This window comes from Shewanella frigidimarina, assembly GCF_003797125.1.
Lineage (GTDB): Bacteria > Pseudomonadota > Gammaproteobacteria > Enterobacterales > Shewanellaceae > Shewanella > Shewanella frigidimarina.
The window spans coordinates 197,158-220,409 of the sequence record NZ_RKKE01000002.1 but is presented as its reverse complement, the minus strand read 5'-3'; the positions used below and the strand labels follow the sequence as shown (position 1 = coordinate 220,409).

Sequence of the window (23,252 nt, the reverse complement as noted above, 5' to 3'; positions counted from 1 at the left end):
CTAGACGATCTCATATCATTATTGAGCTTTGATAAGGTCAATTTATTGGCATGCCAATTGTCATATAAACAGTAGTACTAGGTTGTTTGCAGTCATTAATGAGATTACATGAATTAAAAACGATTCAAAAATTTGGCATGAATCGAAAATTTTGTTACGGCCATATCTAAATAGATTTTACAAACAGTTACTTATTGTTGATTGTTTGTTTTTTGATGTTGGTAGGATTTTTATTAATTGATTTGCGATATAACTTGGTGGTTGGATGTTTTATCAGCACAAAAATAGTGCAGGTGAACAATAAAGTGACATTTTGGTGCGTAAAAGTAGTAATCAGAAAGAGACTTATACAATCACTGGCAGACTGTTTAATGAACAAATTAATCGTAGTGGGCCTTTTGTAAACATACTTCTAGCAACTAGTACTAAAGGAGTAAATATATGCCAATTTACGTTTTAACTGGGTTGAAACAACTAAAAAGTGACACTTAGCAAAAAAACGTCAAAAAACTGTCATTAAATTACCGTATACATTATAATTACCAACTAATTAATGAGGATTGACGTAAGACAGAAAGTAGAAAGGGAAATTTTAAGCAAGGCATGACGCCAACGATAACTGTATTGAAGCCAATAAACCTATAGTTTTTGCTTCATTAGTTTACCGATGCAACCTCATATCATTGTTTTTTCCTGCAGTATCCTACTACATCAATTCAGGTGTAAAGCCTTGTGCTAAATCACCTGTAAGATGCAATAACTGGTTAAGCTTAAAAATTGACATGTTCGATATAGAAAGTCGATATAGAAAGCTAAACAAACAAGTTGAAGATGTTTAATTAACATCTTGTGGGAACCTATCTACAGTTTCGTTCTGAAACGTCAAACTCCAACAGAGTAAAATTTTGAAACGTGTCTCAGCAATCTGGAAGCTGTAATCTAGTGGCGGTAGCGTGTCTTTTTTCCGCTAAAGAGCCGCAATCCATGGATTCTCAACGCTGCTTTACGTAGGTTCACAAACTTCGTTTTCTAGGCTCGTCAACGCCGTCATGCTTAGATTTGCAAGGTTGTCACCAAGCTTAGATTCGACAACGTAATCATCCATAGGTTCATAGACGTCGTCATACTTAGATCCACCAACGTCGTTATCTCTTTCTATCTAATTACAATCAGATCTAAGCGTTTTATTTTAAGGTTTAACAGGAAGTTTATTTATATGAAAATTGCCATCGCAGGTACAGGCTATGTCGGTTTATCCAACGCAATGCTATTAGCACAACACAATGACGTTGTCGCAGTAGATATAGTAGAAGAAAAAATTGCCTTACTTAACGACAAAATCTCACCAATATCAGATACAGAAATCGAAGACTTTCTACTAAATAAAAAGCTAAATTTTACAGCAACGTTAGATAAAGTATCAGCTTATAAAGATGCGGATTTTGTTGTTATTGCAACACCAACAGATTACGACCCAGCAACTAACTACTTTAATACCTCATCGGTAGAGTCAGTCATAAAAGACGTTATTAGCATAAATCCTAGTGCGGTGATGATCATTAAATCAACCGTACCAGTTGGCTATACTGAACGTATTAAACAAGAGTTAGATTGTGACAATATTCTGTTCTCGCCAGAATTTTTACGCGAAGGCAAAGCACTGCACGACAACTTGTATCCGTCACGAATTATTGTGGGTGAGCAAAGTGACCGCGCACATACCTTCGCAAACTTGTTAGTGCAAGGTGCGATTAAACAAGATATCGAGGTTTTATTTACTCATTCAACCGAAGCTGAAGCTGTTAAGTTATTTTCAAACACTTATTTAGCATTACGGGTTGCTTACTTTAACGAGTTAGACACTTATGCAGAGGCTCACGGACTCGACAGTAAGCAAATTATTGATGGAGTCTGTTTAGATCCCCGCATAGGCAATCACTACAATAACCCATCGTTTGGCTATGGCGGATATTGTTTACCAAAAGATACTAAGCAATTGCGTGCAAACTATGCCGATGTGCCAAATAACTTAATTAGTGCAATTGTTGATTCCAATACCACTCGTAAAGACTTTATCGCTGAATCGATTCTAAAGCGTAACCCTAAAATAGTCGGTATCTATCGTTTAATCATGAAGTCAGGCTCAGATAATTTTAGATCATCGAGTATTCAAGGGATCATGAAGCGCATTAAAGCCAAGGGCGTAGAAGTCATCATTTATGAACCTGTACTAGAACAAGACGAGTTCTTTAATTCGAAAGTATACCGTGACCTCGAACAGTTTAAAGCCGATGCGGATGTAATTGTCTCTAATAGAGCCGCTGATGAGCTTAGTGATGTTACCGATAAAGTTTATACCAGAGATTTATTTGGTAATGACTAAAAATCAAAGGAATTTATAATGTTGAAAGTATTATCTGTATTTGGTACAAGGCCAGAAGCGATAAAGATGGCCCCGTTGGTCAAAGCCTTAGAAATTGATAACGGTATCGATGCAAAAGTATGTGTTACCGCTCAGCACAGAGAAATGCTTGATCAAGTATTAAACTTATTCGACATAAAACCAGATTTCGATCTAAATATCATGAAGCCGGGTCAGACACTTTATGACGTAACGACTAATATTTTGCTTGGTTTAAAACCTGTATTAGAAGAGTTCAAACCAGATATCGTTTTAGTGCATGGCGATACAGCGACAACGTTATCAACCAGTTTAGCTGCATACTATCAACAAATCCCCGTAGGCCATGTAGAAGCCGGATTAAGAACCGGTAATATTTATTCTCCCTGGCCAGAAGAAGGCAATCGTAAATTAACTGGAGCTATTGCAACTTTGCATTTTGCGCCTACCGAAGCTTCATTAAATAACTTATTAAATGAAGGTGTAAAACAAAGCCAAATAGCAACAACGGGTAATACTGTCATTGATGCTTTGTTCATTATAAAAAATAAACTGGATACAGAAGCTGACCTAAATGCAGCTTTGGCGGCACAATACCCAGTAATTGATAAAAAGAAAAAAATGATCTTAGTAACTGGCCATCGTCGCGAAAGTTTTGGTGGTGGATTTGAACGTATATGCGAAGCTTTAGTGACAATAGCAAGCAATCATCCTGAGTGCCAAATCATATATCCGGTACATTTAAACCCAAACGTGCGCGAACCGGTTAATCGTATCCTGAAAAATGTTAATAATGTCCATTTAATCGAACCTTTAGATTATCTCCCTTTCGTGTATTTCATGAACCAAGCTCACATTCTACTAACTGATTCTGGTGGTATACAAGAAGAAGCCCCATCACTGGGTAAGCCTGTTTTAGTCATGCGCGATACAACAGAGCGTCCTGAAGCTGTCAACGCAGGTACGGTAAAACTGGTTGGTACAGACAAGCAAGTTATCATTGATGCAGTTGAAAGCTTATTGGTTAATAAAGATGAATACCGCGCAATGAGCCGAGCACATAACCCTTATGGTGATGGTAAAGCTTGCGAGCGGATTATTGACAGTATTAAACAGCATTTTGCTAATAAAACTAATTAATCAAGCTGTTTAAATATTAACTACATTTTCATACATATCAAATTCGTTTTAAGGAATAGTCATGTCGTTCAAAAAGGTTTCTGTTATTGGTTTAGGCTATATTGGTTTACCAACTGCTGCAGTTTTAGCATCTCGCGGTTTAGAAGTAGTTGGTGTTGATGTCAATCAACAAGCCGTTGATACAATAAACGAAGGGCGTATTCATATTGTAGAACCGGATCTAGACATCGTCGTTCGTGGTGTAGTGACTACCGGAAACCTTCGCGCGACAACAATCCCAGAGCCAGCAGAAGCATTTATGATTGCCGTGCCAACTCCCTTTAAAGAAGGTCATGCGCCAGATCTTAAATACATAGAAGCGGCGGCAAAAGCGATTGCGCCTGTATTAGAAAAGGGCAACTTGGTTATTCTAGAATCGACATCGCCAGTTGGTGCAACAGAAAAACTATCAGCTTGGTTAAAGGAGGCTCGTCCTGACTTAACTTTCCCACAAGACTTAGGTGATAGTGCGGACATCAAAATTGCGCATTGTCCAGAACGTGTTTTACCTGGTTATGTATTGCAAGAATTAGTTTCTAATGACCGTGTTATTGGTGGAATGAGCAAAGCCTGTAGTTTGAGAGCGGTGGAACTATATGAAACATTTGTCCGTGGCGAATGTATTATCACCAATGCGCGTACAGCTGAAATGGCAAAACTTACTGAAAACTCGTTCCGTGACGTCAATATTGCTTTTGCTAATGAATTATCTGTTATTTGTGACAAGCTTAAAATCAATGTGTGGGAGCTGATTAAACTGGCTAATCGTCATCCTCGAGTCAATATCTTAAGCCCTGGTCCTGGTGTTGGAGGCCACTGTATCGCGGTTGACCCATGGTTTATTGTGGATAGCTGCCCAGAAGAAGCTAATATTATTCGTCAAGCTCGTTTAACTAACGACGCAAAGCCTCATTACGTTATCGCGCAAATTGAAAAAGCGGCAGACGAATTTAAACGTCCTGTTATCGCGTGCTTAGGTTTAGCATTTAAAGCTGATATAGACGATCTTCGTGAAAGCCCTGCATTACAAATTGTTGAGCAATTAGCATTAAAAAATATTGGCCAACTTATTGCGGTGGAACCAAATGTACAATATCTACCTGAAAAATTAATAAATGCGGGTGTTGAACATGCAACGTTAGAAGCTGCACTAGAAAAAGCAAACATCATTGTTGTGCTTGTTGATCATAAGCAATTTAAAGCTGCCGATAAAATGCAGTTTGCAACTAAGGTTGTAATTGATACTCGCGGTATTATTTAGTTTTATAAATAAATAAACAAAATCCTTAAATTATTTTGTTGCTTTATATTATTACTAGGGTATTAATTTATGAAGGTTAAAACCAAAAAGAAATTAGCAATTTGCATTTGCACTTTTCGAAGAGCTGAACTTCTTACCGATTTATTAAGTTCAATATTTGAATCTGAAAAGTCAGATGTATTTGAGTTGTCAATTGTTATTGTTGACAATGATGAGTTTGAAAGCGCTAAACATGTTATTGATAAATTCATGAATCGAGGGATTGATATTAGATATAATGTTGAATTATCAAGAAATATATCAAATGTTCGAAATCGATGTGTTGATCTCGCAAGAAATGTTGATACTGATTATATATTATTTTTAGATGATGATGAATTTATAAGTAAAAATTACTTTTTGGGTTTGGCTTTATTATATGTAAAAGATAATCCAGATGTAATAATAGGTCCTGTTGTTACTTGTTATTACCCTGAAACTCCGAAATGGATTATCCAAACAAGAATTTTTGAACGGTCAAGACGCAAAACCGGTACGATACAATCGACAGGGAATACAGGTAATGCTTTTATCTCTTTAAAACTGATAGATAGAGTGGGCGGTTTTAATCTCGCTTATGGTACAAGCGGAGGTGAAGATTCTGAGTTTTTTTACCGCTGTAAATGTATCGGGACTAAATTTGTTTGGTGTGATGAATCAGAAGTATTTGAATATCTTGCTATGGATAGAGCCAATCTAAAATATGCTGTTAAACGAGCTAGGAGAGGCGGACAAACCTATGCAAAAATTAGGTGTTCGGAGTATTCATCCTTACAAAAAGTTTCAATAGCAATCACTAGATCTGTTTACGGTGGGTTAGGGGCAATATTTGCAATATTATTAATATTATTTTCTGCTAAGCGGGTTGGTCCTGCTCTTTTGATAAGATCAATAGCACGGCTTGGTCAAATAGAGGGCCTTTTTGGTAAAGCGATAAATATGTATGGTAAGTAAATTAATAAAGTCAGTATACAAGCTTTGTGGTGTTATAGATGTTGGTACAGTGAGTGCTGCTAACTTTTTAATTTCATTCTTTATTATTAGGGAGTTAGGCACTAAAGACTACGCTCTATATATGAATCTTTTTTCTATATTGATGTTAACATCTACATTGCAAAATGCATTTTTTAATACAACACTTTCAGTTAAATACTCAAAAATTGATGATTCAAGAGAAAAAGAAACTAAAGCTCAATCCTTGTGTCTATTAGCAAACTTAGTTCATTTGTTTTTTGTTCTTCCTTGCATATACTTCATCGGAAAAGTTGACGCTGTTTTTGTTTTTTGTGTCTATTTATCATTCGTTTTATATTTGTCCCGCGAAGTTTATAGAGTATACAACTATGTATTCAACCTTAGAGGTATCATAATATTTTCGGCAATGAGTTCCCTTATTTTTACTGCAATTGGTTTATTATTACTGCTATTTTTTGACATAGAAGGCTTAACTCTTACTAATGTTTATGCTGTTACTATATTTTCTGGATTAATTTCGCTGTTCGCGTTGTTAAAAAGTATTAAATTTAAACTACCTTCATTAATGGATATAAAGGTATCAATTTCAGATGTGATATCAGTTGGGAAGTGGTCGTCTATTGGTTCTTTATCCACATGGGCTCAAAATAATAGTTATACATATTTAGCTACATTAGTTATTGGACTCGAAGCTACGGCTTCATTAGCGTTAGCGAGATTAATTATTATGCCCATAAATCTAGTAGCATCTGGGATCTATATGGCTGAAAAGCCTAAGTGGGCAAAGTTATATAAAGAAAATAAAAATAATTTAAAAAAGCTTAGTAATAGAACATCTAAAATTATGTTCGTTTTTATTAGTGTATATGCCGTTGTAAGTATATTGCTATTAAATTATATAGAATATTTTTTAAAAGCAGATGTTAAAGTTGGACTTTTACTATGCTGGTTAGCAGCTTGCATTATTCAGGCTTTTAAGTTTGCTAACAGTAATATATTAAATGTTGCAGAAGAATTTAAATATCTTGCTTTTATTGGTGTCATAATCTCATCAATCGGCGTTGTCGCGTCTGTTCTTCTTGGTTATACATTTGGTGCGATAGGTATTGTTTTTGGTTATGTGATTGGAGAATTACTACATTTACTTTGTACCAACTTTAAGATTCATCGAGGTGGGATCTTCAATGAAAATTAGTTATCGGGAGTTCATATCATTTTTATTATTAATTTTTTTGCTCAATTCTGCAGGAGTGTTTTCTCCATCTCTAACAATCAGAGACAGTGACTTTGCTTCTGAAGTGGAGGTGTCATCTAACATCATTAATAGGTTAGTGATGTTAGGGGCTTTTTTGGTATCTGTATTTTTTATTTTTAAAACGGAAAGAAAATATTATATTAAAATTGTTGCTAGTGCATGGCCTCTTTGGCTTTTATTATTTTATGCTTTTTTATCTTGTATATGGTCAGATGTAACTCTGACATCATTTACCCGCTTGACTCAACAAGTTTTTTTAATATTTTTTCTATTGTTTGTAATTACTTATTTAAGTCTTGATGATATTTATGGTGTGCTTAAAAAATTTTCAATAATAATAATATTAATTGGTATTATTTGTTTGCCATTTTCGTTTGCTTGGCAAGATATAGGTTTTAGATCAATACATGGTCATAAAAATACAGCTGGCTATATTTTTGCTTTAGCGGGATTATTTTATCTTTGCGAGATATATATAAGAGGCTATAAGAATAAATCGAATTATATTTTCTTGCTATTGATATTTTTCCTGCTAGTTATTTCTAAATCGAAAACGTCATTAGCATTAATGATTTTTTCATATTTATTTGTACTAACGTTAAAACTCAACCCACAAATTAATGCTAAAACAATAATTTCTTTTATTGGCGGCGTAGCTAGTGTTGTTTTCCTATCTCTGTTATTAACTGACTCCAGTACATTAACAGATTTAGGTTTAGATTTTACTGGTCGAGCAATTATTTGGGATTTTGTTTTATTTGAAATGAAAGACTACGAATTACTTGGTTTTGGGTATCGGGCTTTTTGGGGGGTGGGAGAACAAGGGTTTAGTGTTCTTTATGGTGGGGATTTTGATTTCTTTATTACTAAATTAAATCAGTCTCATAATTCATATTTGGATATTTGGGTAATGTTAGGATATATAGGCTTAGTAACTTTTATAATATTTATTATTCATTCTATTATCGTAATCAATAAATTTAATTATTTGTTTGTTTCTATGTTTTTATTTTTTACAATTCACTCTTTCATGGAAACTGATTATTTTCGAAGTAATAATTTGATTTGGGTTCTGTACATTTTAATCTATTTATCTGGAATAAAAGAAAAGGTTAGTTTAAATGACAAGTAAAATTTTGTTTGTTTCTAAAGATGCATCTTGGCAACGATATAGAAATGAAGTATTAATAGAATTAACGAAAAGGTTTGATTGTGAAGTTGATATTATAACTCAATGTAAAATAAAGCCTGATATTAAGTCTACAGATAAACTTCGTTATATAAAAAGTATGAATTTATTAAAGAATATAGCTGGTTTGAGTTTTTTTCCAAAGACATATTACTATATTTTAAAAGAAAAACCTTTTGCTGTGCTGGCCCTTCCTAATAGTTCTAATATAACTGAGTTAACATTAGCTATATTTTGCAAGTTTACTAGTTCTAAATTAGTCTATTGGACTCATGGATATGATCATTGCCAACGACCTAAAAGTGGTATTAAAAAATACCTTGAAAAAATTAGGGTTGCTGTTATTAACTGGTGTGTATCACAAGGCGACTCGATTATTACATTTTCTAACTCAGGTAAAACTTATCTTACCTCTAAAGGAATTGATGATGCTAAAATATTTGTCGCACCAAATACACTTAATACCGAAAAACTATTAGCCAGTTACGATACTGTTAAACCCAGTAGTATTGATGCATTCAAAGCACAATATGATTTATGCAATAAGACGGTGTATTTGTTCTCCGGACGTTTGAGAGCAGGTAAACGTTTAGAACATTTTATTCAAGCACTTTCTATGAGTTCTAAAAAGTCTCAGTCTGCACTTGTTGTCGTAGGCGACGGTGATATGTCAGGAGAATGGCAAAAGCTAAGTCGAGAATATGAACTTAATATACATTTTTTGGGTGAAATATTTGATGAAGAAAAACTTGCGATAATTTTTAAAAGTGCCGATTGGTTCATAATGCCTGGATATGTAGGATTAGCCATTGTTCATGCGTTTAGTGCCGGTCTGCCACTACTGACTGAAAATATTTCTTTTCACAGTCCTGAAATTAATTATTTGGAAGAAAATATCAATGGAGTGATGTTTAACGAATTTGCTATTAATGAGTGGGTAACGTTTATTGATGGTGATGGTGAAAATGAAGCAACTAAACTGCGAATGTCTACGGAAGCGTTAAGAACTGTTCGGAATGAAGCCAGTATTCAAAATCAATTGACTGCGATGGCCCTTGCTTTGGACATTTCACCTAATGTATAAAAGCAAGTTATATAAGTATTCTCCCATTATTTTTCAAGAATTATTGATTAATGCTAAAGCCATAGTGTATAGGTTATTAAGAGAAGGTCGGTCTTACAAATTAAGAGTAGAGCAATTATTACTTAATGCCGAATTGTCACGAGAGGAACTAATTTCTTTAAGTAAAGCTGAACTTTCAAAACAACTATTTAATGCAAAAAATAACTGTGAATACTATAAGAATATAAATGGTTTTGAGCTAACAGATTTCCCCATTATTGACAAAGAATTGGTCAGGGGGAGCCCTAATAAATTTTTGAGTTCAGTTAAAACTAGCTTATGGACTTTCTCATCTCAGACTGGCGGCACTACTGGCAAACCATTAGAGTTATATGCTGACTTAGATGCAATTATAGAAGATCACGCTCAATCAGCAAGACAACTACACTGGGCTGGATTTAAGCCTGGTGATAAACGTATTTGGTTAAGGGCTGATTTAGTGGTTCCAATGGAACAAAGTATGGAACCCTATTGGCGCCGCAATATAGTTGATGAAATGTTGATGATGTCTGTTTATCATATTAATGAACAAACGGTATCTGATTATGTCGACCGTATAAATAAGTATAAACCAGATGTTATACAGGCTTACCCATCTGCTTTATATTTACTTGCTAAGTTGATCGAGAGTCAGGGGCTGGTTATTGATGTCTCAATTAAAGCCGTTATTTTATCTTCGGAATCTTTCGAACCTAATCAAGCTGAAATTATAGAACGGATTTTTAATGCTAAAGTATTCAGTTGGTATGGATTGAGTGAAAGAGTCGCAACAGTTGGAACTTGTATAGAGGGTCAACTTCATTTGATTGAAGATTATGGCTATTATGAGTTTGATGACAAGAATATATTAATTGCAACTGGCTTCCATAATAAAAAAATGCCTTTAATTCGGTATAATACCGGAGATCAGTTTGTTGGTGTTGAGAATGAAATTAAACCATGCGATTGCGGTTCATCATTCAGAAAAGTAAAGGCGATTCGAGGTCGAGTTGGGGAGTACCTTGTCTCAGATAAAGGTTCAAAAGTTTCTATATTTAACCACATTCCCAAAGGTGTAGTTGGTTTGGTTGAACTTCAATTAAAGCAAGTTGAGCCGCTTAAAACTCTAGCTTTAATTGTAACAGGTAAAGATTTTAAAAAATCTTCTGAGATAAAGTTAATTAACAATATAAAAGATTATTTAGGATCTGGCATGGTGGTTGAAATTATTTATCTTGACCACATCCCGAGAACTAAAAACGGTAAGTTCCGACAGGCTATTTACGAAGTGAGAGATTAACATGTTTACTAGGCAAATCTTACTTAGTCATTCAAGTAACAGTGATTTAAATATACCTAATGGCTTCGATCGCTTTAATTTTGATGACTATATCGTGTATTACCATCATTTGAATGCTATTTATTCTTATCAGTCTGATAGCTTTGAATGTCTGATAGTAGGCGTAGTGGTGCACCCAGATTTAGCTGAATTTAACCTAAAAGACTTATTTAGTGACGAAATCTTAAATCCTACTTTTTTACAAATTAATAAAATTTTAGAAAGAGTCTGCGGTCGTTATTACCTTTTGTACAAAGGTGATGACGGTGTTTTTGTTCGCTCAGATGCAACTTCTTTAGCACAGATTAATTACTGTAAAATGAAACAAATAATTGCTACAGATATTAATTTACTTAAATATTCAGGTGTAGCCGTTAGTATTAACTCTGAAGCAGAAGGCTTTTATAAAGAAGTGTTTCCTCGGAAAGGTAATGGCAATGCTTGGATTGGGACCGACACTATTTATAACGAGATCTGCAAAGCGTTACCTAATCATACTCTTAGTTTGTCAAATTATGAAGTAACCCGTTTTTGGCCTTGGAGAGACTTTAACTATATAGATTTTAATATAGCAGTTAGTGAAATAACTAATGAATTAAAGTTGACATTAAAAGCTTTTTCTCGGTTAGCCCCACTTTCAATAGCGGTTACTGCTGGTAATGATAGTAGGGTTATGGCAGCAGCTTCTAAAGATGTATCCGAGTCCTGTTATTATTTCATCGACAAATTGTCATCTATGAATGATAGTCACCCCGATTTAGTTGTTGGCGCGAGGGTTTGCGAAGTTTTAAATGTTTATTTTAATAAGCATGATAATTTCGAGTCTATTTCTAATATCCCTTTAGAGTTTAAGAACTCATTTTCTGGCTCTGTCTTTTATTCATTACCAAAAAGATTGCCCGAAGTGTACAATTATTCTGTCAAGCTTTCTGGTCATATCAATATTTGTGGTGTCGGTGAATTTGGCCGCTCAGTATATGGCCCGTCAAAATTTAAAGTTGAACCCAACTATCTTTGTTATAAATATCAGTGCGCTAACTCTACTTATGCTAACAAAGTAACCACGAGTTGGCTTAATGAATTAAAACATCATCCCTATGCTTCACAGTATCCTATTAACACTTTATTTTATATTGAGCAGAAGCTTGGGAATTGGGGCGCGGTCGGAAATGCAGAATCAGATCTCGCGTTTGAAGAGGTTAACCCTTTTGCATCTCACTATTTAATAAGTAAAATGATTATGCTTAATAGTCGATATACCAGATACACTAATAATAAATTATTTTTACGTTTAGTTAGTAACATGGCCTCTGAGTTGGACAGTATACCAATCAACCCAAAACATTCATTTTCTTCTAAACTTAAAACAGCTTTAAAATCTAGTTTTATTTTTTCTATTGTAGATATAGCCAAGTATCATTTAATCAATAATTTAGGGAAGAAAGTTTTGTAATGAACTTATGTTTTACGGAATTTAAAGCGGGGTGTAATTAATATATATTTATTAAGTTTGTTAAGTTAATCTATTTGTTATTGTTTAATTAAGTCTTCCCAAGCTCTGTTTCAATAGAACGAGGTTCCTGTTTTTATTTATGGTGGAATTGGTTGCGTTATTCATAAACGATCTATAATTGGCGAGCGTGGATGTATCGGGCAAGGTATTACTATCGGTCGTAAGCCAAAGATTCATGCCCAATAATTGGTGGTGATATATATTGGTGCAGGTGCACGTATACAGGGAAACATAACCATTGGAGATAATGTGATTATTGGTGCAAACTCCGTTGTTGTTAACGATATACCGAGTAATTGTGTTATTTCCGGTTAGCCAGCTAAAGTCGTTAAAAAAATTTGATGTTTTATTCGGAGTGAACTAGGAGGTTTTATAAAGTGGGGTATATTAAAATTTCTAACCAAATATTAGTAAATGCAAAGTTTCATAATTACAAAGGTCAAGACCCTTTTGATGGATTAAACAGTCCTATATTTGATTTTTTCCCATTTTTGAAGCGTGGTTTGTTTGGCCTGATTTGGATTCAGTTCCATAAACGTTCTGCTATTAATTTTAGGCCTTTGTGTTTGGTTCCTAAAATGCGTAATCCCAAAGGAATCGCTTTATTCATATTGGGGCTACTTGAGGACTATCGCATATATCAAGATGTCAATTACCTCAATGAAGCAATAAAGCTTGCCGATTGGTTATTAACTCAACAAAGCGATATATCTCTTTGGAAGCATAGTTGTTGGGGATATCATTTTGATTGGAATGCAAGGGCATTTTTCGTTCCTAAAGGTAAACCAAATATTATTACCACTATTTATGTTGCGCAGGCGCTGTATGCTCTCAGTGAGGTAACTGGTGATAATAAATATCGTGTTCCTGCGCTGGATTCGGCACATTTTATTGTAAAAACACTATATAGCGAGCTTGAAGGGCGTCAGTTTTTTGCTTATATTCCGGGTGAAACCGCCTTTGTACATAATGCTAGTTTATGGGGCGCTGCATGGGTTGCTAAAGTTGCCGTGTTGACTAATAACCATAACTACAAGCAATTAGCTTTGAATGCCGCAAGGCAGTCTGTGTCTGAGCAAGGCGTTGACGGTTCTTGGGTGTATGGTGCTCGCCATCATCATCAATTTATTGACGGTTTTCACACCGGTTATAATCTTGAAGCGCTTAGAATGCTTAGTGATGTATTGATGATTGACGATTTTGAACCGGCTATTGATCTTGGTTTTGCATATTATAAGGAGCACTTATTTGAGGATGATGGTACTGCCAAATATTATAATAAAAACCGTTATCCATTAGATATGCACAGTGTATCACAAGCAATTTTTACACTCACAAAAGTAGGTAAAACTCCGGCTGATTTTGCAATGGCAGATAAAGTTATTAAGCGTGCAATTGACACCTTATATTTATCCAAACAGCAACGCTTTATTTATCAACAGAATAAAAAATTCGCAAATAAAGTTGATTATGTGCGTTGGACACAAGCATGGGTTTATTATTCCTTTGCTTATTTTAATCGTATGACTGTTGAAAGTAAGCAACCTAATAGTTGAGTAACTATTAGCCTAATATAAGCATGGATTGATCACATAATGAAACGTATTGAGTTTTTAAAATCTCCCATGGATATAGCATCCATGTCTGGAACTGTTAAGTTTATCGAAACCAAAATAGTCAACGGTGAATTTCTACAGCACGTAGTCGTCAATGTTGCCAAAATAGTCAATATGCAAAAAGACCCTGTTTTGGCTGCGTCGGTCAAAGCATGTGATGTAATCAACATTGATGGAATGGGGGTTGTGTTTGGCGCTCGATTCTTAGGCCATGACGTACCTGAAAGAGTATCAGGGGTAGATTTATTTCATGAATTATTAAAAATGAGTGCTCGTTGCAATTTTCCTGTGTTTCTTTTGGGGGCGACAGATGAAGTGGTCACTAAAACTTCAGATAATGTTAAAGCACTTTATCCAAACTTAACGATTGCAGGCTTTAACGACGGTTACTTCTGGGAAAATGAAGAAGCTGTAGTAAACAAGATCCGCGCATCGGGTGCTAAGTTATTGTTTGTTGCTATAACATCACCAAAAAAAGAAAACTTCATCAACAAATGGCAAGATAAGCTAGGTGTCGATTTTGTGATGGGAGTCGGTGGCACTTTTGATGTGGTTGCCGGCAAGGTAAAACGTGCGCCGTTATGGATGCAAAAAAGTGGCTTGGAATGGTTGTATAGAGTAATTCAAGAACCAAGAAGAATGTGGAAAAGATACCTGATTACAAACTCTACTTTTGCTTTTTTGCTTTTTAAAGAAAAGTTTTTTACTAAATAAGAACATAAATTATGGATTCGCGAAAAACTTTGGATGTTGAAAAAGACAGCTATACATTTCTGTATCGTCTTATTGATATCTTAATTATTATTATTTGTTTCAATGCAGCACTTCTTTTATATGGTGCAGTTTTTTCTAAAGATTACTTAATTGTATTAATATTTACTTTACTTGTTTATTCCTATTTATCAGAATCATTTCAATTGTATCGTTCATGGCGAGTTGGGAAGTTTTCAAGAATGATTAGTTCATTGTTTTTGGTGAAACTTTTTTGCTTTTTTATTGTTGCATCTAGTTTATTTATTCTTAAAGAATCTGAGACATTTTCCCGTATTATCATTGTTGGCTGGTTTACGTTATCAATTATATGTTTAATGACCTGGCGTTTTTTAGCTAAATGGATTAAATCATTGCGTAGACGGTCTGGATTTGGTTTTCAAGATGTTGCCATCGTAGGTTTAACATCATCAGGTATAAATCTTTATCGTGAAATATTAAAAAATTATGAATTAGGTTTTAAATTTGTTGGTTTTTTTGATGATAGAGAACCGAAACGCCTTGGTGGTATGCAAACTACTCTCATTGAGGGGGGGGTTAATGAAGCTGTTGCTTTAGCTAAAAATGGAAAAATACAAAAGTTGTATATTTGCTTACCCATGGTAGCTGAAAAACGTATTGCTGATATTATTGAGCAGCTTGGAAATACCACTGTCGATGTATTAATCACTCCTGATTTTCTACTAAAAAACTTAATGCAGGCTCGAATCGGTAGCGTCGGTGACGTTGACACTATAAGTGTATTTGAGTCTCCAGTAAACGGTATGAGACGTTTTTACAAGCGAACTTTCGATATAATATTTAGCTTAACTGCTATTTTAGCCCTATCGCCTGTTTTGGTGATTATTGGTGCCGCAATTAAACTAAATTCACCAGGCGCTGTCATTTTTAAGCAAGATCGATATGGCTTAGATGGTCGCAAGATTAAAGTATGGAAGTTTCGTTCGATGACGGTAACCGAAAACAGTGATGTTGTTACACAAGCTACCAAAGGCGATACCCGCATTACTAAAGTGGGTGCTTTTTTACGAAAAACATCTTTGGATGAGTTACCGCAATTTTTTAATGTGTTTAAGGGCGATATGTCAGTAGTGGGTCCTCGTCCACATGCCGTGGCTCACAACGAGGAGTATCGGAAATTAGTCACTTATTACATGTTACGCCACAAGGTGTTACCAGGTATTACTGGTTGGGCACAAGTGAATGGCTGGCGCGGTGAAACCGATACTTTAAATAAGATGGAAAAACGAATTGAGTACGATCTAGCTTATATTCGTAACTGGACCTTGTGGTGGGATATAAAAATTGTATTTATGACTATTTTTAAAGGCTTTGTTGGTAAGAACGTTTATTAGTGAGGTTATGCTTATCCTTTTGTAGGTTCTTTTCTTTACGATAGGTTTTTAATATTAAGTTGCGTTTATTTATTAGTCTTTCGGATGATGTTTAGTTGTTTGTCATTCTGGTAACGTTTTAATTTTATGATACTTATTAAGAGCTTTTACTTTACCTTGTATAGGTTAGGTGTTCACTGCGGTATCTGCTTTTGTTAAAGGTTTAAAGGCTGGATTCCCGATAAGATATCTTGGGGATTACGGCGAAGAAAAATTTACTCACTGACGTGATAGCGTTGGTGTTAATTATTTCCATGTATTTATTTTATAAGGATATAAATCATGAATGTACCGTATAAGTTGAGTTGCATCGCTACAGTGGTTGCTGCAATAGTGATAACAAACCCTGTGTCTGCTGCAGATGAAAAAGCTGGTGTTATTCGTACTGAGTCTGGTATTGATTTCACCCCTGGTTTAAACAGTGGCTTGAAATATGATGACAACATTACTAGCGCAAATGCTTCAGTTGATAAGTTAGATAGTTGGATACTAACTGTGACTCCTGCAGTTCAAGCCCAACTAATTGACGGCAGCAGTGTTTTTACCCTTGATGCGGGCATTGAGTATGGTGATTACTTTTCTAGTAGCGATGATAATTATTTAGATGCTTTGATCAAGGCCAAAGCAGAGGTTGATGTTAATCAGTCTAGACGATTCGGCCTTGAGGCAACTTATATTTCTGGCCACGAAGACCGCGGTAGCGGAATTTTCGAAGGCAACAGTGGTGCTGATCAGGATGAACCAAATACTTATGATGTTTCAAGCGTAGGCGGCTTTTATGAATATGGTGCTAAAACTACCCCCGCACGTATCCGAGCTAATGCTAAGTACTTAAGTAAAGAGTACAGTAACTTTGAATCTATCACTCAATTTCGTAATTTTGATGACACCACATTAGGTGCCACTTTTTATTATGATACAAGAGCTTCTACCAGTATTTTTATTGACTTTCAAAATGTAGGCACTGTTTATGAAGTTGTCGATCCTACTGGCGATCGTGATAGTACTACTAATACTGCAAGAGTAGGTGTTGAATGGCTAGCATCTGCATCGACTGAAGGTAGCATTGGTATAGGTTATCAACGTAAAGGCTTTGATAATGATACCCGTGAAGACTTTAGTGGTTTATCGTGGGACGCTAAAGTGACCTGGACTCCGTTAACCTATTCTGCTTTTGATTTTTCTACTGGCAGAACGAGTCGAGACCCTAATGGCGCAGGTGACTTTATTAGAGGGACTAGTTATGGGGTCAAATGGCATCATGAATGGAGCGAACTGTTTACTTCTTCTGTTGGATTCAAGCAAGTAAATGACGACTATACTGGTGTCGAACGTGAGGACAAAAGTAAAATTTACCAATTCGGCCTTAATTATTACGTCACCCGTTGGTTAACCTTAAACACTGGAGTCGATATTATTGAGGTTGATTCTACTGACAACCAATATGCTTTTGATCGAAATGTATACTTTATTAAAGCAGAAATGACACTCTAGGAAGGCCATGAAGTATTTAACGCCAATTTATTCAGTCATACTATTTTTGTCATTGGCTCTATTGCCAATGACAACCAGTGCTGAAACACAGAATTACCGTTTAGGTGCTGGTGATACCATAGTGATTAAAGTATATGGTGAAGAGGCATTAACTCTCGAAACCCAAATTACCAATAGTGGCACCATCAACTATCCTTTTCTAGGCTCGTTAAAATTAATTGGTTTAACCATTAAAGAAGTTGAACAAATTGTTTATAACGGCTTAAAGGGCGATTATTTTGTTGAACCTAATGTATTTGTTGGCATGATATTATATCGACCCTTTTATATACACGGTGAAGTTAAACAACCGGGAGGCTACCCTTATCAGCCTGGGATGACGGTAAACCAAGCCATTGCATTAGCGGGTGGATTAACCGAGCGAGCCTCGCAAGAAAAGATTTTAATTTCACGTGAGGGCAGCAAAGTCGAGTCTGAGCGCGGCACGATTAATAGTGCGATTCAAGCAGGCGATACAATTACCATTGAACAGAGATTTTTTTAATGAGCTTCCAAGAAAGACGACAAAGTGCTTCCCCTGGTAATTTACTGAGTCCTGCTGTGACGCAAATGGATCAGCTTATTGATGTAAAAAAACTGCTTCTACCACTATTACGTTTTAAGTGGCGCATTTTAGCATTTGCTTTATTGGTCACAGCGTTAGCCGTATTTGTGGTGTTAAGTATGACACCGATTTATAAGGCTTCATCAACGTTATTGATAGAATCCGAACAAGCTAAAGCGATTAAAATAGATGAAGTGTATGGTATTAATTCTGGGCAGCAAGAATACTATTTAACCCAGTTTGAGATTATTAAATCGCGCAGCATTGCCGAGCGAGTATTTAATGAATTGGATTTAATCAATCATCCCGCTTTTAACCAGCCTCCAAGTTGGTTTTCTGAGATTAAATCGCAGTTAAATTTTATCCCTGAAGAAATTGCTACGGCTGCTGATAGCCAAATTAGCCAAGATATAGCCAAGCATAAATTAATTGATAGTTTCGCTCAAAATATCAATGTATCTCCAGTGCGTAAAACCCAACTAGTGAATATTAGTTATGAAAGCTCAGACTCTCAGCTTGCAGCACAGATAGCAAATGTTGTTGGTGATACTTATATTTTAAGCCAGTTAGAAGCCAAATTGGGTATGACTCAAAAAGTGAATACTTGGTTAGGCGGTCGCTTAGAAGACTTACGTATAAAGCTGGATGAGTCTGAGAAACGATTAGAGCAATTTAAATTAATAAATGGATTAATTGACGTTGAAGGGGTGACGGCATTAGATGCCAAAGAGTTAGAACGTTTAAGTGATGAGATTACCGTTGCCAGATCGCGTAAAGCCCAAGCTGATAGCTTTATAGCGGTGGTGAGGCGTTACGGTGCCACTGACATTAGTCGCCTAGAAAGTTTACCCGAGGTGACCTCGCATTTATCGATTCAAAACGTTAAACGTGAAGTGGTATTGGTTGAGCGTAAAGTGTCTGAGTTACAACAGGTGTATGGTCCTAAACATCCAAAGATGATTGCAGCACAAGCCGAACTAAATACGGTGCAACAGAATTTACACAAGCAAATAAGCCGGTTAGTTCAAGGTATAGAAGATGAAGCACAAACTGCAGCTCAAACACTGCAAGCGTTAGAAGCGCAATTTAGTAACGCTAAAGGTGCTTTTCAAAACTTAAGTACCACAGACACCGATTATCAACGCTTATTGCGTGAAGTCGATACCAATAGACAGTTATTTGATACTTTTTTAGCCCGTCAAAAAGAAACCGCTGTTACTGGTGATTTTGACTCACCTGTCGCACGTTTTACCGACCGTGCCGTAGTTCCGTTGTTGCCAGAAAAGCCTAAAAAGAAAATGATTGTTATTTTAGCTTTTATGGCCAGTTTAGGTTTTTCCATGGTATTAGTGTTGGTGTTGGATGCATTAAATGACACTATAAAAACCAGCGATGATGTTGAAAAGCTTTTATCGCAACGGGCGTTAGGTTATGTGCCAAAAGCTAAAAAAGGTACTAGCTATGAAGATATTAACTTTGCTTTTTACGATGCGAGTTTACCCTTACATGCAGAGGCTGTAAGGACGATACGAACATCTATGTCGTTAATGGCTATGGGCACTTCGCTATCGACCATTGAAGTGACGTCTTCCAATCCGAATGAAGGTAAAACTACCACGTCAATGAATATAGCATTTGCCTATGCCACCATGGAAAAAGTGTTAATTATTGATGCTGATTTACGCAAATCAAGTTTAGGTATGCGCTTTGGTTTACCTACTTACCAGCCTGGGCTTGCTAATGTATTGTCGGGTACCGATAGCTTACATAACAGTATTGTAAAAGAGGTTAAACCTAACGTTGATGTGATGCCTGCTGGTGCAGTGCCGTTAAATCCGCAAGAGTTACTAACATCTCGTCATTTTGCAGAACTGTTGACTGAACTGAAAACTCAATACGGTAAAATTATTATCGATACTCCACCGGTTCATGCGGTGAGTGATGCACTCATTATCACCTCGTTGTGCGATGCTACTGTACTAGTAGTCAAAGCTGGTCATACTCGTAGCGAAGCGGTTAAGATGACATTAGCTAAGTTAAACCAGGCGCGCAGTAAAGTGTTTGGAGTAGTGTTAAATCAATTCAACACTAAAGATGCTCAGCGCTACCAAGGTGATTATGGTTACTACCAGGCCTATGGTGCCGACTATGCCATCAAACAGCCTGCTGGTAACAGTAAAGCAAAGAGTAAGGAAAACACCAAGGCATGATTGATTTGCATTGCCATATATTACCCAATATTGATGATGGGGCTAAATCAATTGACGAAGCCATTGCTTTGGTGGCTCTAGCCGCCGAGCAGGGGGTGTCAAGGATGGTGGCGACTCCTCATATTCACTTGGGTATTTATGACAATAACTTACAATCAATCAATGCTGCTTATCATTTGTTGTGTGACGCGTTGGCGTTAACCAATATAGATATACAATTGCGCGCAGCTGCAGAGGTAAGGGTTTCACCCGAAATCATGCTGTTTATTGAGCAACAGCAATTGCCTTTTTTAGGCCGTTACCAGCAAAAAGATGTGTTGCTGCTAGAACTGCCTAGCAGCCATATTCCACCTGGTACCGACAAGCTGATTAGTTGGCTATTAGCAAAAAATGTATTACCCATGATTGCTCACCCAGAGCGAAATCGTGAGCTACAATCCCATCCTGAACGGATAACCCCTTTCGTACGTGCGGGTTGCTTATTTCAGTTAACTGCAGCGTCATTGATTGGTGACATGGGTGAGGCACCAAAGCAATTGAGTGAATATTTTATTAAACAAAAGCTGTATTCTATTATCGGGTCCGATTGCCATTCGTTAAACCGCCGACCACCTAAGTTGTTACAAGCACAACATGCTGTGACTGCTCTGACTGACCAGGAGTATGCCTTTGCATTAACCACTTCTATGCCAGGTAGTATTTCGAATGTGTTATTTTCCCAGAGCAGCGACTAATGAAACGGATAAGTTGGTCTGCCCGCAATATTGTGTATGCATTGATGATGTTGGCACTGTTAGCTTTACTGCCAGTTTTACTTCAAAAAGGCTTAGCTAACGCGTACCACTTTAAATCTCGCTTTTACATTGATCAATGGCAGCAAGGTGCTAAGCCGACTTCGTTACAGTATGCCAATGCGTTGTTAGCTGCTGATTATGCCTCTAGTATTGACGACCAAAATCCACACTATTTATTAACATTAGCTAAAGTGATGGAATGGGGCGTTTTTTCTCAATTGGCTCAACCGAATAAGACAGTGTTTAATCAACTGTATATAGATGCCATTATCCAGCGCCCTAATTGGCCAAATGCTTACAGTGACTATGCCTATAATTTGGCCTTTATTCAGAAAGATATTGTTCAAGCTTGGCCGTATTTACAACAAGCATTGCATTATGGTCCTTATACCCCCGAGGTGTTACATCAAACCTTAGCCATTGGATTTGCTTATTGGCCGAGTTTAACCGTGATCCAAAAGCAAACTGTATTTAGCACCGCACATATTGCTGCCAGTGCCAATTGGAAAATGCGTAACGATTTAAAGCAACTGGGCTTGGAGTATCGATTAACCTCTGTTATGTGTACTTACCTTACTTATGCAACTCCAGTTAGCGCCAACGTTGATAAATGGATTAAACAGGATATGTGCCGCTAATGGATATCAGGAGCCCCCACACAATAAAATCTTTTGGGTTCTTTAATCGTTTTATGCTGTTGGGGCTATGTGCGCTGATTATTTGGATGCCTATCCCATTAGGTAGTAATCGTATTTGGTCGTTAGCTATTTTAGAGTTGTGTATTGTATTACTTGGCGTTGTGCACATAGGCTACTGCATTAAGCAAAATGCGTTATTGTTACGTTATCATTGGCAAAAGTATGCATTAATCCCCATTGGATTAATGCTAGTTTATTTATGCTTACAATTACTTAACTGGATCCCTGTAATTAATACAGTTGATGGCTATCAAACGGCACAACAACTTTTAAAAACCTTCTGTTATGGCGTGTTTATTTTACTGTTAAGTCAATATTGTCAGAGTTCACAGGCGATTCGTTGGCTGTTAATTGCCATTATATTATCTGGTTGTTTACAGGCCTTTTATGGCACCTTGCTGAATTTGTTGCAACTGGATGTATCACCTGTATTTGGTTATTCCGATGGCGATAGGGCCCGTGGATCGTTTGTGTACCAAAATCATTTTGCTAATTATTTAGCATTATGTCTTTCTATTGCGTTTGGTTGGCTGTTATCCGAGCTAAAAACCAGCAAGAAAGAGTTCGATTTGCGTGCAATGATGATTGACTTACTATCGACATTATTCAGTCGAAAACTGATCCTTCGCTTAGCCATTGTGATTATGGTGATAGGCTTAATCTTAAGTCGCTCACGAATGGGCAACGCTGGCTTCTTTACTGCACTGGGTGTTGTATCACTATTGTCGATGTTTATTTATCGTCGACCGCCAACGTTATTTAAGCCTTTAGTACTGAGTATTTTCATTCTTGATTTGCTCATTGTCGGCTCAATTTTTGGGGTCGATAAACTAAAACAGCGTTTAGACGATACCTCTTTTAGTTCAGAAGCTCGTGATGAAGTGGTAATGGATAGTCTTCCCATCATCCAAGAACACTTGTTCACGGGTACTGGGGGAGGGAGTTTCTATACTGTTTTCCCACAATACCAACCTCAGTTTTATTCTGGTTTTTATGACCATGCCCATAACGAATATATTCAGTTTGTTGTTGAGTATGGGATTGTAATGACAGCCATTTTAGGCTTATGGGTGTTGTACGCGTTTTGGTTAGCGTGTCGAACCATGTATTTGCGTAATAATAAACTTTATAAAGGGGTCGCTTTTGGTTGTGCAATGGCCATAGTGCACATGCTATTGCATATTTCTGTTGATTTTAATCTGCAATCACCTTCGAACACTTTACTGTTTTTAACCATCTTAACCCTATGCTGGTTAGTGCGTTACTTACCTGCTGATACTCACAAAATAGCAAGGTAATCGGAAACCCGGTGTTTCTCTATTTCGTCATCCTCGAGTGCTAGTTATATGAAAGCGAAGACGGATAACGGTTTACGGGAGGCTTCGCTTACAGAATCAAGGTCCTAGGTTCAGCGCCCG

19 protein-coding genes are annotated in these 23,252 nt (G+C 36.5%); all 19 read left to right on the top strand.

Features of this window, described 5'->3' with window-relative positions:
• The first annotated feature begins 1,216 nt into the window (after nucleotides 1-1,216).
• Nucleotides 1,217-2,383 (top strand): nucleotide sugar dehydrogenase, encoded by a 1,167-nt coding sequence (locus tag EGC86_RS05985; protein WP_123776952.1) that lies wholly within the window; start codon nucleotides 1,217-1,219, stop codon nucleotides 2,381-2,383.
• Nucleotides 2,384-2,401: 18 nt separating this feature from the next.
• Nucleotides 2,402-3,541, top strand: a complete 1,140-nt coding sequence (wecB, locus tag EGC86_RS05980) for a non-hydrolyzing UDP-N-acetylglucosamine 2-epimerase (protein ID WP_123776951.1) — start codon at nucleotides 2,402-2,404, stop codon at nucleotides 3,539-3,541.
• A gap of 61 nt (nucleotides 3,542-3,602) precedes the next feature.
• The gene (gene wecC / locus EGC86_RS05975) at nucleotides 3,603-4,841 is read left to right on the top strand and encodes a UDP-N-acetyl-D-mannosamine dehydrogenase (protein WP_123776950.1); all 1,239 of its coding nucleotides are present in this window, start codon (nucleotides 3,603-3,605) and stop codon (nucleotides 4,839-4,841) included.
• 69 nt (nucleotides 4,842-4,910) lie between these two features.
• A complete protein-coding gene (locus EGC86_RS05970; protein WP_123776949.1) occupies nucleotides 4,911-5,834 on the top strand; it encodes a glycosyltransferase family 2 protein in 924 nt (307 codons plus the stop codon).
• Nucleotides 5,824-7,050 carry a lipopolysaccharide biosynthesis protein gene (locus EGC86_RS05965; protein WP_123776948.1) on the top strand — a complete coding sequence of 409 codons (1,227 nt, stop codon included), beginning with the start codon at nucleotides 5,824-5,826 and terminating at the stop codon, nucleotides 7,048-7,050. Before EGC86_RS05970 ends, EGC86_RS05965 begins: the two co-directional genes overlap by 11 nt.
• A complete protein-coding gene (locus tag EGC86_RS05960; protein ID WP_123776947.1) occupies nucleotides 7,040-8,242 on the top strand; it encodes an O-antigen ligase family protein in 1,203 nt (400 codons plus the stop codon). Before EGC86_RS05965 ends, EGC86_RS05960 begins: the two co-directional genes overlap by 11 nt.
• On the top strand, nucleotides 8,232-9,383 hold the full coding sequence (locus EGC86_RS05955; protein ID WP_123776946.1) for a glycosyltransferase family 4 protein: 1,152 nt from the start codon (nucleotides 8,232-8,234) through the stop codon (nucleotides 9,381-9,383). The genes EGC86_RS05960 and EGC86_RS05955 overlap by 11 nt, the downstream gene beginning before the upstream one ends.
• Nucleotides 9,376-10,701 (top strand): phenylacetate--CoA ligase family protein, encoded by a 1,326-nt coding sequence (locus EGC86_RS05950; protein WP_123776945.1) that lies wholly within the window; start codon nucleotides 9,376-9,378, stop codon nucleotides 10,699-10,701. The genes EGC86_RS05955 and EGC86_RS05950 overlap by 8 nt, the downstream gene beginning before the upstream one ends.
• Nucleotide 10,702: 1 nt before the next feature.
• The gene (locus EGC86_RS05945; protein WP_123776944.1) at nucleotides 10,703-12,193 is read left to right on the top strand and encodes a hypothetical protein; all 1,491 of its coding nucleotides are present in this window, start codon (nucleotides 10,703-10,705) and stop codon (nucleotides 12,191-12,193) included.
• 249 nt (nucleotides 12,194-12,442) lie between these two features.
• Nucleotides 12,443-12,568 carry a hypothetical protein gene (locus EGC86_RS05940; protein ID WP_342634217.1) on the top strand — a complete coding sequence of 42 codons (126 nt, stop codon included), beginning with the start codon at nucleotides 12,443-12,445 and terminating at the stop codon, nucleotides 12,566-12,568.
• A gap of 62 nt (nucleotides 12,569-12,630) precedes the next feature.
• Nucleotides 12,631-13,809, top strand: coding sequence for an aspartate-semialdehyde dehydrogenase (locus EGC86_RS05935; protein WP_123776942.1), 1,179 nt, complete (start codon nucleotides 12,631-12,633; stop codon nucleotides 13,807-13,809).
• A gap of 39 nt (nucleotides 13,810-13,848) precedes the next feature.
• Nucleotides 13,849-14,583, top strand: a complete 735-nt coding sequence (locus EGC86_RS05930; protein WP_123776941.1) for a WecB/TagA/CpsF family glycosyltransferase — start codon at nucleotides 13,849-13,851, stop codon at nucleotides 14,581-14,583.
• 11 nt (nucleotides 14,584-14,594) lie between these two features.
• On the top strand, nucleotides 14,595-15,995 hold the full coding sequence (locus EGC86_RS05925; protein WP_123776940.1) for an undecaprenyl-phosphate glucose phosphotransferase: 1,401 nt from the start codon (nucleotides 14,595-14,597) through the stop codon (nucleotides 15,993-15,995).
• Between the two features lie 321 nt (nucleotides 15,996-16,316).
• Nucleotides 16,317-17,528 (top strand): outer membrane beta-barrel protein, encoded by a 1,212-nt coding sequence (locus EGC86_RS05920; protein WP_123776939.1) that lies wholly within the window; start codon nucleotides 16,317-16,319, stop codon nucleotides 17,526-17,528.
• A gap of 7 nt (nucleotides 17,529-17,535) precedes the next feature.
• Nucleotides 17,536-18,072: a polysaccharide biosynthesis/export family protein gene (locus EGC86_RS05915; protein ID WP_123776938.1), complete on the top strand. Its 537-nt coding sequence runs from the start codon at nucleotides 17,536-17,538 to the stop codon at nucleotides 18,070-18,072.
• Nucleotides 18,072-20,342, top strand: coding sequence for a GumC family protein (locus EGC86_RS05910; RefSeq protein WP_123776937.1), 2,271 nt, complete (start codon nucleotides 18,072-18,074; stop codon nucleotides 20,340-20,342). Before EGC86_RS05915 ends, EGC86_RS05910 begins: the two co-directional genes overlap by 1 nt.
• A complete protein-coding gene (locus tag EGC86_RS05905; protein WP_123776936.1) occupies nucleotides 20,339-21,076 on the top strand; it encodes a tyrosine-protein phosphatase in 738 nt (245 codons plus the stop codon). The genes EGC86_RS05910 and EGC86_RS05905 overlap by 4 nt, the downstream gene beginning before the upstream one ends.
• Nucleotides 21,076-21,774 (top strand): hypothetical protein, encoded by a 699-nt coding sequence (locus EGC86_RS05900; protein WP_123776935.1) that lies wholly within the window; start codon nucleotides 21,076-21,078, stop codon nucleotides 21,772-21,774. Before EGC86_RS05905 ends, EGC86_RS05900 begins: the two co-directional genes overlap by 1 nt.
• Nucleotides 21,774-23,132, top strand: a complete 1,359-nt coding sequence (locus EGC86_RS05895; protein WP_123776934.1) for an O-antigen ligase family protein — start codon at nucleotides 21,774-21,776, stop codon at nucleotides 23,130-23,132. The genes EGC86_RS05900 and EGC86_RS05895 overlap by 1 nt, the downstream gene beginning before the upstream one ends.
• Nucleotides 23,133-23,252 lie beyond the last annotated feature (120 nt).

What these genes read in the sequence shown, in the direction of transcription:
- EGC86_RS05900 (WP_123776935.1), top strand. Translation starts at nt 21,076, where the DNA reads ATGAAACGGATAAGTTGGTCTGCCCGCAATATTGTGTATGCATTGATG.
- EGC86_RS05930 (WP_123776941.1), top strand. Translation starts at nt 13,849, where the DNA reads ATGAAACGTATTGAGTTTTTAAAATCTCCCATGGATATAGCATCCATG.
- EGC86_RS05905 (WP_123776936.1), top strand. Translation starts at nt 20,339, where the DNA reads ATGATTGATTTGCATTGCCATATATTACCCAATATTGATGATGGGGCT.
- EGC86_RS05915 (WP_123776938.1), top strand. Translation starts at nt 17,536, where the DNA reads ATGAAGTATTTAACGCCAATTTATTCAGTCATACTATTTTTGTCATTG.
- EGC86_RS05985 (WP_123776952.1), top strand. Translation starts at nt 1,217, where the DNA reads ATGAAAATTGCCATCGCAGGTACAGGCTATGTCGGTTTATCCAACGCA.
- EGC86_RS05965 (WP_123776948.1), top strand. Translation starts at nt 5,824, where the DNA reads ATGGTAAGTAAATTAATAAAGTCAGTATACAAGCTTTGTGGTGTTATA.
- EGC86_RS05950 (WP_123776945.1), top strand. Translation starts at nt 9,376, where the DNA reads ATGTATAAAAGCAAGTTATATAAGTATTCTCCCATTATTTTTCAAGAA.
- EGC86_RS05970 (WP_123776949.1), top strand. Translation starts at nt 4,911, where the DNA reads ATGAAGGTTAAAACCAAAAAGAAATTAGCAATTTGCATTTGCACTTTT.
- EGC86_RS05955 (WP_123776946.1), top strand. Translation starts at nt 8,232, where the DNA reads ATGACAAGTAAAATTTTGTTTGTTTCTAAAGATGCATCTTGGCAACGA.
- EGC86_RS05925 (WP_123776940.1), top strand. Translation starts at nt 14,595, where the DNA reads ATGGATTCGCGAAAAACTTTGGATGTTGAAAAAGACAGCTATACATTT.
- EGC86_RS05910 (WP_123776937.1), top strand. Translation starts at nt 18,072, where the DNA reads ATGAGCTTCCAAGAAAGACGACAAAGTGCTTCCCCTGGTAATTTACTG.
- EGC86_RS05895 (WP_123776934.1), top strand. Translation starts at nt 21,774, where the DNA reads ATGGATATCAGGAGCCCCCACACAATAAAATCTTTTGGGTTCTTTAAT.
- wecB (WP_123776951.1), top strand. Translation starts at nt 2,402, where the DNA reads ATGTTGAAAGTATTATCTGTATTTGGTACAAGGCCAGAAGCGATAAAG.
- EGC86_RS05920 (WP_123776939.1), top strand. Translation starts at nt 16,317, where the DNA reads ATGAATGTACCGTATAAGTTGAGTTGCATCGCTACAGTGGTTGCTGCA.
- wecC (WP_123776950.1), top strand. Translation starts at nt 3,603, where the DNA reads ATGTCGTTCAAAAAGGTTTCTGTTATTGGTTTAGGCTATATTGGTTTA.
- EGC86_RS05945 (WP_123776944.1), top strand. Translation starts at nt 10,703, where the DNA reads ATGTTTACTAGGCAAATCTTACTTAGTCATTCAAGTAACAGTGATTTA.
- EGC86_RS05960 (WP_123776947.1), top strand. Translation starts at nt 7,040, where the DNA reads ATGAAAATTAGTTATCGGGAGTTCATATCATTTTTATTATTAATTTTT.